The sequence below is a fragment of the Methylobacterium sp. J-088 genome (assembly GCF_022829295.1).
Lineage (GTDB): Bacteria > Pseudomonadota > Alphaproteobacteria > Rhizobiales > Beijerinckiaceae > Methylobacterium.
This window is the reverse complement of the sequence record NZ_JAKSYH010000181.1, coordinates 1-9462: the sequence shown is the minus strand read 5'-3', so window position 1 is coordinate 9462 and position 9462 is coordinate 1. Positions and strand designations below refer to the sequence as shown.

Annotated in this window: 12 protein-coding genes and 1 pseudogene; 5 read left to right on the top strand and 8 right to left on the bottom strand. The window is 69.1% G+C overall.

Going from position 1 to position 9462, the window contains the following annotated elements; all coding sequences use genetic code 11:
* Positions 1-379: transglutaminase-like cysteine peptidase (locus MKK63_RS20695; RefSeq protein WP_244005121.1), on the top strand; the 379-nt coding region annotated here is incomplete at its 5' end.
* 252 nt (positions 380-631) lie between these two features.
* Here MKK63_RS20695 and MKK63_RS20690 read toward each other — a convergent pair.
* Positions 632-889: a hypothetical protein gene (locus MKK63_RS20690; protein WP_244005119.1), complete on the bottom strand. Its 258-nt coding sequence runs from the start codon at positions 887-889 to the stop codon at positions 632-634.
* Positions 890-1206: 317 nt separating this feature from the next.
* On the opposite strand from MKK63_RS20690, the gene MKK63_RS20685 reads away from it, so the two are divergent.
* Positions 1207-1914 (top strand): transglutaminase-like cysteine peptidase, encoded by a 708-nt coding sequence (locus tag MKK63_RS20685; RefSeq protein WP_244005117.1) that lies wholly within the window; start codon positions 1207-1209, stop codon positions 1912-1914.
* 370 nt (positions 1915-2284) lie between these two features.
* On the opposite strand, the gene MKK63_RS20680 is transcribed toward MKK63_RS20685, so the two are convergent.
* The 7 genes from MKK63_RS20680 to MKK63_RS20650 form a co-directional block, all read right to left on the bottom strand.
* The gene (locus MKK63_RS20680; protein ID WP_244005115.1) at positions 2285-2614 is read right to left on the bottom strand and encodes a DUF6949 family protein; all 330 of its coding nucleotides are present in this window, start codon (positions 2612-2614) and stop codon (positions 2285-2287) included.
* 125 nt (positions 2615-2739) lie between these two features.
* Positions 2740-2955, bottom strand: coding sequence for a DUF3126 family protein (locus MKK63_RS20675; RefSeq protein WP_007565940.1), 216 nt, complete (start codon positions 2953-2955; stop codon positions 2740-2742).
* A gap of 97 nt (positions 2956-3052) precedes the next feature.
* Positions 3053-3904 carry a serine O-acetyltransferase gene (gene cysE, locus MKK63_RS20670; protein WP_244005113.1) on the bottom strand — a complete coding sequence of 284 codons (852 nt, stop codon included), beginning with the start codon at positions 3902-3904 and terminating at the stop codon, positions 3053-3055.
* Between the two features lie 260 nt (positions 3905-4164).
* Complete coding sequence (locus MKK63_RS20665; protein WP_267428401.1) at positions 4165-5127, bottom strand: helix-turn-helix transcriptional regulator; 963 nt, start codon at positions 5125-5127, stop codon at positions 4165-4167.
* Positions 5128-5366: 239 nt separating this feature from the next.
* Positions 5367-6299, bottom strand: coding sequence for a transglycosylase SLT domain-containing protein (locus MKK63_RS20660; protein WP_244005109.1), 933 nt, complete (start codon positions 6297-6299; stop codon positions 5367-5369).
* A 217-nt stretch (positions 6300-6516) separates the two neighbouring features.
* Positions 6517-7338: a Cof-type HAD-IIB family hydrolase gene (locus MKK63_RS20655; RefSeq protein ID WP_244005107.1), complete on the bottom strand. Its 822-nt coding sequence runs from the start codon at positions 7336-7338 to the stop codon at positions 6517-6519.
* A complete protein-coding gene (locus MKK63_RS20650) occupies positions 7335-7916 on the bottom strand; it encodes a gluconokinase (protein ID WP_244005105.1) in 582 nt (193 codons plus the stop codon). The genes MKK63_RS20655 and MKK63_RS20650 overlap by 4 nt, the downstream gene beginning before the upstream one ends.
* Positions 7917-8088: 172 nt before the next feature.
* Between MKK63_RS20650 and MKK63_RS20645 the strand changes: the two genes are divergently transcribed.
* The 3 genes and pseudogenes from MKK63_RS20645 to MKK63_RS20635 form a co-directional block, all read left to right on the top strand.
* Positions 8089-8364 (top strand): DUF3072 domain-containing protein, encoded by a 276-nt coding sequence (locus MKK63_RS20645; protein WP_243918922.1) that lies wholly within the window; start codon positions 8089-8091, stop codon positions 8362-8364.
* A 268-nt stretch (positions 8365-8632) separates the two neighbouring features.
* Positions 8633-8794 carry a Flp family type IVb pilin gene (locus MKK63_RS20640; RefSeq protein ID WP_244005103.1) on the top strand — a complete coding sequence of 54 codons (162 nt, stop codon included), beginning with the start codon at positions 8633-8635 and terminating at the stop codon, positions 8792-8794.
* Positions 8795-9255: 461 nt separating this feature from the next.
* Positions 9256-9462, top strand: a pseudogene (locus MKK63_RS20635) (sugar transporter); the annotation flags it as partial.

The following is a 9462-nucleotide window of genomic DNA, read 5'->3' as shown; positions in this document are numbered from 1 at the left end:
GGTCAACCGCCGGGTCAACAAGGCGGTGGAGCCGATGACCGATCAGGACCACCTGCACGTGGCCGACCGCTGGGACCTGGCCGAGGACGGCATCGGCGACTGCGAGGACTTCCAGCTGCTCAAGCGCCACCTCCTGGCCGGGGCCGGGCTGCCGCGCCGGGCGATGCGCATGACCGTGGTGATCGACGAGAAGGGCGAGGGCCACGCCGTGCTGACCCTGATCACCGACCGGGGCGATCTGGTGCTCGACAACAAGACCAACGCGATCCTGCCCTGGCACAAGACCGGCTACGTGTTCATCAAGCGCGAGAGCCAGGACGCAGTCGCCTGGGTGTCGCTCGGCGGCGTCACCTCTCCGGTCACGACCGCGAACCGCTAGGCCTTTCCACCGAGGGGAGGCCGGCCCGGCGCGAGGGTGCGCGCCGATGCAAAGGGTGAGCAGCGTCAGACGCAAGCGGAGCGGGCGATCCCATCCAACTGCCTGATCCTGAGGTGACCGCGTCTGCGGGCCTCGAAGGAGGGCTTCTTAGAGGCCTCCGCGACGCTCCGGCACCTCAGGATGAGGGGAGCGGCTTGGAAGGCCGTTCCCGACGCGCGCCCGCGGGCGACACGACGGGAAGCGGACGGCGCCTCAGGCGGCGCGGCTCAGCGAGGGCTGGGCGAGGCCCGCGACATAAACTTCGACCCGGCCGATGAAGCCGGCGAGATGGGGCGCGATGCCCCGAAGGCTCGCAAGGTCACGGATCAGGATGTCCCGCGACAGGACCCGGTCGCCTTCGCTCGGCGCGTCGGCGAGATAAGCACTGACCGCGTGCTCGGCGATCTGGATCGCGCCTGCCCGGCCATCCTCGGCGAGCGCTCTGATCACCTGCTGGATGGCGGGCTGCATCACGGTGTCCTTGTCTGAGCTGCGGCCCAAGTCCGATGAACTGGCCGAGGTCTTGCACGTTGGGGAACCCGCCGCGAATCTCTGGCGTGGGCATCCTTTGACAAGCCGGCAAAGCGCGCGCGAATCAAGCGCTTCCGAAGCCTCGCGGAACGGGTATTCGCGCAGCGCATGCGACGATGCCAAGTTCGGCGGCAATTAAATCGTCGATCCGCGGAACCAATCCCCCACACGATTGTTGCTTCGCTTCCACGAAGCCATTGTGCATCGCAGAATGTCGTGTCACCTTTCCGTCATCATCGGGCGGCGGGGTTTTGACCATGCGGCACGCGGATGGCGGATTCACGTGTCAGACGTTCGCACCCCTGCGTTGGCGGGGCTGGACCGGTGCGGCGCGCCGGGGGCGGCAAATCGCGAGTTTCGCCCTGATCGGAACGATTCTGACGCTGAGCGGCGCGACCACCCGTGCCCATGCGCGCCTCGTGCTGCCCGGCGAGGCCTCCGTCGAGGAATCGAACGGCGCCGTGCGGGCCATCGCGGGATGGATCGATTTCTGTGCGCGGATGCCCGAGGAATGCACCCTCGATCCCGCCGAGCCTCACGTCGTGCCGTTGACGGTGGCGGTCTGGCGGACGCTCCTGAGCGTGAATCGCCGGGTCAACGCGCGGATCCGGCCGATCACCGACCAAGCACATTGGGGCGTCGTCGACCGCTGGGACTTCCCCGATGACGGATCGGGCGATTGCGAGGATTACCAGCTCCTGAAGCGGCGGATGCTGGTGGAACGCGGCCTGCCCCGGCGTGCCCTGCTGATGACCGTGGTGATCGACGAGATCAACGAGGGCCACGCGGTGCTGACGGTGCGGACCGACCGCGGCGACTTCATTCTCGACAACAAGACCGACGCGATCCGTCCCTGGCGGCGTACCGGCTACAGTTTCATCAAGCGCGCCGGACAGGATAGCCCAGCCTGGGTCTCGCTGGAGGGGAAGGACGGCGCCGCCCAGGTGGCGACCGCCGAGCCCTAGAGCGCTCTCCGCCGAAGTGGACACCGGTTCGGCGTCGGAGAGCGCGTCGAAGCAACAGCTGAGAGCCGCGCTCGATTGCGACGCGCACGGTACACGACGCGCGTCTGCCAACACGGGTGGCGAGCGCGACCTGCCCCCTCTCCCGTGCGGGAGAGGGTTGGGGTGAGGGTCGAGAAGGTTCAGGATCGAGCGCACCTTCAAGGCGCCGACAGGGTGCGTCTCTTCCGGAAGTCGCATGTCCCTCACCCGGCTTTCTGCGAAAGGCGACCTCTCCCGCACGGGAGAGGGGACCCGCGCCTCATTCCGCGATGGTGGCGTCGCTGTCGTATACCGTGTGCGACGCGATCGGGCACGGCTTCGAGAGGGCGGTTCAGGCGCCGACCAGCATCGCCGCGAGGTCGAGGGCGACCCGGCCCGAGAGCAGGCTCCAGCCGCAGGCGATGATCGTGGCGAGCATCACGAACGGCATCGGCCGGCCCTCGATCCGCCGGCCGCGCAGGGTGTTGCGCAGAATGATGAAGGGCGCCGAGAAGGCGAGCATCGGCAGAACGGCCACCGCGCGCAGGCCGCCACGTTGCAGCAGGCTGAAGCTCGCCCGCCGCGCGGCGAACAACTCGAAGGCGCTGGCGATCAGCCCTGAGAGCGCGAGGCCGATGCACAGCGTCCGGATCGAGTCGAGAGCGGCAGACGTGACGACCATTATTCGCGCTCCTGTACAGGTTGCGCGCAGTTTAGCCACGTCATTTACCAGGCGTTAAGCAATACCGCCGGTTAGCCTTAACCCATGCACCGGTCGAAATTCGCGGAACCGTTTCGCCCGGTGGTTCAGGCTTCTTCCTCAAGATCGATATCCAGGATCGCCATCCGGAACACGAAGGAATCGTCGCCGTCCTCCTTGTCGTCGGCGATCACGCCGATCGACTCCTCGCCGATGAACACCTCGGCGGAATCGCCGGTCTTCATCGCCGTCAGGCGGATATTGTTGTTGGCGAACTTGCGGCGCAGGTAGTCCTGGAGCTTCGCGGTCTCGGCTTTGGTCACGCTGTTGGGTCTCCCTTGCGGCGGCTGGCGCCGCGGGTCGGCGGATGGGCCTGGGCTTGCCACGCCGGCGGCGGAGCGGCAAGCGCGTAGACGGCGATCAGATCCCGTCGCCCAGGTGGATGAACTGGTCCAGCGCGACGAGCTGGTCCATCGCCCGGGCCGGATCGTCGCAGCCTGCGGTGCCGACGACGCGGGCGGGCACGCCGACGACTGTGGTGTTGGGCGGCACCGGCCGGAGCACGACCGAGCCCGCCGCGACCCGGGCGCAGGCCCCGACCTCGATGTTGCCGAGGATCTTGGCACCCGCGCCGATCATCACGCCGCGGCGGATCTTGGGATGCCGGTCGCCCCGCTGCTTGCCGGTGCCGCCCAGCGTCACGGCGTGCAGGATCGAGACGTCATCCTCGATCACCGCGGTCGAGCCGACCACGAGCCCGGTCGCGTGGTCGAGGAAGACGCCCCGCCCGATTCGCGCCGCCGGGTGGATGTCGCACTGGAACACCTCCGAGATGCGGCTCTGGAGGTAGAGGGCGAGGTCGCGCCGGCCGCGGTTCCAGACGTGATGGGCAAGGCGGTAGGCCTGGAGAGCGTGAAACCCCTTGAAGTAGAGGACCGGCTCGAGGGCCCGGAGCGTCGCGGGATCGCGGTCGATCACCGCGCCGATATCCGCCCGGAACGCCTGCCCGATGTCGGGGTCGGCCGCGATCGCCTCGTGGAACGCGTGGGCGATCAACTCGGCCGGCAGCGATGGGTGCCCGAGGCGCGCCGCGACCCGGTGCGAGACCGCCCCTTCGAGGCTGGTGTGGTTCAGAACGGTCGCCACGATGAAGGAGGCGAGCTGCGGCTCGGTGTGCAACAGGTCTTCGGCCTCGGCGCGCAGGCGCGACCAGACGGGATCGACGACCGCGAGATCGCGGGGCTCCGCGTTGCGGACAGGACTGGCGCTCATGTCCGAGCCTCCGAGTAAGAGCGGGTTCCGGGGCGGCGGTTCACCGTCCGATCTCCGATCGCGGGCTTCCAAAGGGATCATCCCTTCGGCGGGATGTCGGGGCGGTGCCCCGACATGAGGGACTGCCCTGTACCCGCAAAAGGTCTCGCCCTTCTGGAACCAGGACCTTCGATGACATGCCCTAGCGTGGTGCGCCGCAGCGCGGCGATCAAGGGCCGGGCCAACCCGGAGACTGCGTCGCCGGCATGGCTGTCACCCGGTCAGCCGACCGGCGAGACCATCTGCCCGAATCGCGCCTCGATGGCCGAGGTCAACCGGTCGAGCATCGTCTGGACCGGGATGTTGGAGGTGTCCACGGTGGCGGGCGCCCGGGCGTAGAGCGGCTCCCGGCTCGCCAGCACGGCGCGCAGCTCCTGCATCGCCGAAGCGTGGTCGCCCGTCGTGGCGAGGTGGCCCTGCTCACGCACGCGGCTCATGTGCTCCTCCGGCCGGGCACGCAGCCAGACCGTGTAGAACGCCTGAAGCAGCAGGTCGTAGGTCAGGGGCTCGGCCACGATGCCGCCGCTGGTCGCCAGGATCAGCGGCCCGGGATGCTCGGTGAGGCGGCGCAGGGCCTGCTGCTCCAGCCGCCGGTAGCCCTCCTGGCCGTAGATCGCGAAGATTTCCTGAACCGAGAGGGCGTTCTCTCGCTCGATCTCGGCGTTCAGCTCTACGAAGGTCCAGCCCAGCCGCTCGGCCGCGAGCTTGCCCAGCGTCGACTTGCCGGCGCCGCGCAGGCCGATCAGGGCGACGCGCGGTCGATCGCCCGCCTCGGGCCGGGTGCCGCCGGAGAGCGCCTGCTTGGCGGCGGCGACCTGCGCCGGGCTCGCTTGGCCGAGGAGGTCGCGGATCAGCGGCCAGTCGGGCTGCGCGTCATTGCCCGTGATCAGATCGTCGAGCCGCACGCCCATGGCGTTGGCGACCCGCCGCAGCAGGATGATCGACACATTGCCCTGGCCGCCCTCCAGCTGCGCAATGTAGCGCTCGGAGAGGCCCGAGGTCTGCGACAGAACCTTGCGCGACAGCCCGCGCACGGTGCGCGCGTGCCTGACGCGGCGCCCGAGGTCCGTGAGAAAGAGCGATTCCTGTTCTACCACGCCGGTCATGGCGCAATCCGCTTTCCTGCTAGCCTGAAAGCAGAGACCGTGCCCTGCATGTCTGCCGCTTCGAGATCGGTCGCGCACGACGTTTCGGACAGGACCTGCCCAACAACTGCGCGCGAAGACCCGCGTATCCTGCCCAAAAATCTGTGTTGCGCCGCCTGTGTCCGGCCGCTGCGACCGGGCGAGGGGATGAGCCGTGCCGGCCCAACCACGCTGCTGGCGTGGCGCCTATGTGTTGCGGAACGCCCCGATGGTCAAGGCTTGAGCATGATCCTTGTGTGGGCAGATGCCCGTTGCGGAGTCACGCAGGCCGGTTGGTGCTACTCGATGGGGAGGGCTACGGCCTCCTGGACCGTCGCGACGACCGGCGCGCGCCGCGGCCCGGCCGCGGCCAGCTTCTGTAGGGTCGGGCGGCGCGGGGGCAGGGGCACCTCGACCGCCTCGGCAACCGGGGCCGCGAGGGCGGTGGGGGTCATCGGGGCCGGTTCGGCCATCGGCTCCTTGGGAGAGAGACGCAGTTCCGCGAGATCGGCGGATGCTGTACCGAAGCCGGCCGGCCGGCGCGGCGGCAGTGGAACCTCCACGGCCTCGACCTGCGCCGTCTGCGCCGCCGGGGCTGCGGCGGCCGGCTCGACGGACAGGCTGGCGAACTGGATCATGCCCGTAAGGGCCGCCGGACGGCGCGGGGGCAGGGGCACCTCGACCGTCTCGGTCGGCGCCGCGGCCGTAGCGACACTGGGAGCATAGGCCAGGGCCGGGGGCGCGGCGGCCCTGGCGTCCGCGGCACCGCCGCCGAACAGGCTCGCCAGGGCGCTCGCGGAGGCGGCAACCGGGGCCACCACCGAGGCGACCTCGGTCGAGATGCCCTGGCGCTTGGCGGCGTAATAGTAGCCGCGGTTGTAGTACTGGTAAGCTTGACTGATATTGCCCTGGGCGGTGCGGTAGGCCCCCGCCAGGTAGGCCACGCCGTAGCGGAGATTGGTGGCCGGATCGAGGAGCCCCGCGGCATCGCCGGTATAGCCGAGGCTGCGCGCCGTCGCATGCTTGATCTGCATCAGGCCGAGCGCGCTGCCGCCCTTGGCGCGCGGATTGTAATTGCTCTCGCGCTTGACCACCGCGTGCACGAAGCTCGCCGGAACGCCGTTCGCCTTGGCCTGCTGCTCGATCAACGCGTCGATGTTGTCGTGTGCGGCCTGCCCGAAGGCGGCGGCGGGCACGACCGCGATGGCGGCAGCCAGGAGGAGGCGATGCATTCCGAGACCCGGTGCTGTTTCTGTGCTCAAGCTAGGTCGCGGGCAAATGCGGCCGGAAAGCGGCCCCGCTTCGGCAAGCTGTGGGCGGGCGGGGCGCGGAGGCTCCCTGTGGTTCGCAGGACACAGGCGGATTCATTCGCCGGAACGCGGCGCCGATCCCTTGATTTCGGGGGGCGCCCGTACGCGCCCAGCCGATTCCGCGTCTACGCGGGGTGCGCTAAGGAAGAATGAAGCGGTCGACGGCGTGGGCGAACCCGTCCGCATCGTTGCTGTCGGTGACGGCGCTGGCGGCGGCCTTCACGGAATCCTCGGCGTTGCCCATCGCCACCGAGAAGCCGCTGCGCTCGAACATCGGCCGATCGTTCCCCGCATCGCCGAAGGTCGCGATCCGCTCCGGCGGGATACCAAGATGCTGGCTCATCCAGGCGACGAACCGGCCCTTGTCGAGATGGGGCGGTGTGACGTCGAGATAGTAGGGCTGCGAGCGGTGGACGGTCGCCCGGTCGGCGAGCGCCGCCCCGATTCGCGCCGCGCACGCCGCCAGATGAGCATGATCGCGGCTTACCCCGACGATCTTGGCGGCCGCCCCCATGAGCGTGCCGAGATCGGCCACGATCCGGGGCTCCACACCGATCGTGCGGCGCTCCAGGTCGGTATAGGACCCGTGCGGATCGCGCAGGCACCACGCCCCTTGCGCGAACACCCAGACGTCGAGCCGCTCGGCGAGCAGCCGGTCGAGCGCCTCGCGGGCGGCCGGTTCGGGAATTGTCTGCTCCTCAAGGGGCGACAGATCGGGCCGGACCACGCTGGCGCCGTTGAAGGCCCCCAACGGCAGGTCGAGGCCGAGTTCGGAGGCGAGCCCGCGCAGCCCGACCGGCGGCCGCGCCGAGGCGACGGTGAAGCCGATCCCGGCGGTCCGCAGCCGGCCCACGGCCGCGACCGTGGCGGCGGTGAGGCGCTTGTCGCCGGTCACCAGCGTGCCGTCGACGTCCGAGATCACCAGGGCGATGTGTGCGGCTTTGTCGGATTGCGCTGTCATCGGCTCGCTCCCTGCTGCTCGACCCGGCTGTCCTGCGCGAGACGCGCAACGATTCGCTCCGCGACCACCGCGGGCGGGTCGGCGATCCCGACGATGATGGGGTGCTCGTCTAGGCCCGGCGCTTCCAGCGTGGCGAATTGGCTGTCGAGCAGGAGGGGCGACATAAAATGCCCGTGGCGTGCCGCAAGGCGTCCGGCGATCAGCGCCCTGTCTCCCTCCAGATAGACGATGCGCACCCGGCGGCTCCCGCCGGTCAGGCTGTCCCGGTAGGCCCGGCGCAGGGCCGAGCACACCACCACTGCGGACTCACCAGCCGCAAGCCGCGCCCGGATCCAGGCCGCGATCCGGACCAGCCAGGGGGCGCGGTCGGCGTCGTCGAGGGCGTGCCCGGCATGCATCTTCGCCACGTTCTCCGGGCCGTGAAAGCTGTCGCCGTCGATGAACGTCCACCCCAGCCGCTCGGCGACCAGCGCCGCGACGGTGCTCTTCCCCGACCCCGAGACGCCCATGACCACGAGTACAAGCGCATCGCCAGCCGCCGTCCCAGTTCCGTGCGCGAACATTCCCGCGGACATCATCCGGACTCCATGGCACCGCGGCGTCTCCCCGGACACCGTGCTTCATCAATAGGATCGGCGAATCGGATGGAAAGGCCGGGGACAACGCCGCGGCGCCCCGGCAACGCCGGAACTGAGGGCCGGACCAAGCGTTCACATCGGGACGTCAGAACATTTCAGGAACAAATTGGCCATGACCCAGTCGACCGCGAAGTCCGCCTCGAAGTCGGATGCCAAGTCCCACGCGTCCGAGGCGAATCCGAAGACCGATCCCAAGGACACCTCCAACCAGATCAAGGATCCGGACCAGTGGACCACCGGCGGCGAGCCGATGACCGGCGCCCAGTCGTCCTACCTCAAGACCCTGTCGGAGGAGGCGAAGGAGCCGGAGGCGTTCGATCCGGACCTCGACAAGGCCGAAGCCTCCAAGCGGATCGATGATCTCCGGCACAAGGCCGGACACGCCTGACCGGTCCGGACGCACCCGGTATACGGGTGCGTCCGTCTGAGGACAATGTGACTTGAACAGTCGAGACGCCCCTGTTTCGAAGACTTCATTAAGACCGCAGCAATCGCCGCAGGGTTAGAAACCGTGACGGGCCGCGCCGCCAAAGGGGGCGGCGGAGCGCGGTGGAAGGGCGGTTTCGACCATGCAGGAGCCGAGTTGCGGCGGCGTCGGGACGGGTCCCGTACAATCCGAGGATGTCGCCCCTGGAAAGATCGGGTGGACTGTCGGCGTGGCGCGTTTCGCCCGCGACGCGCGAGGCTCCACCGCTATCGAGTATGCGCTGATCGGGTCGCTTATCTTCCTCGCTGCGGCCGGAAGCATGCGGATCTACGCCAATCGGATGGGCGGCGTTTACAACCAGATCAATGCCGCGGTCGGACAAACCAACTGAGGGATCTGCGCCGGGATACCCTGGCCCCGACGCTGTGACGCGGCACCAGCCTTCCTCGCGGGCATCGGCAACGCTGGCTCAGAAGCCCGCCGGAGGGGGGACGTCTCCAAAAGATGTTCGCGTGGCCTCGGACAGTCCACTAGCGAAACCGGGGCCGCCGACCCGGCGCGCCCTTCGACTTGGACGGCGATCGGGCGGAACCCGGGTCCACGCCAGACCCGGAGCGTTTACGGCCGTGCCTTCGTCCACCCACCTGTCGCACACCCGTTCGCAGGGGATCGACAGGCATCTGTCCCGCACGAATTCCCGGCCTCTGCTGCGCTTGCCCCGAAAAAGCTGTGCTTATCGAGGATGAAACGGCAGACTTGGCCGTCGTGGGCGGAGTGTGGCCTACCCGCTACGGACACCCGGGCCGCCATCGGCTAGGCACGGGCTCGGCAATACCGATGGACAACATCTGGATGCGAACTCTTCCCCTCGCCCTGCTCGCCGCCGCGGCGATGTCGGGCTGCACGTACCTGCCGGCTGCGGGTCCGACGGCGAGCGCGATCCAGGCGGGCTCGGAGGTGGCTACCGCCGATGGCGGCCTGCTGGCCCGCTACGAGATCATCGACGTCAACCCCGCCGTCGTCGAGGCCCTGCGCGGTCGCCCGCTCGACAGCCTGCTC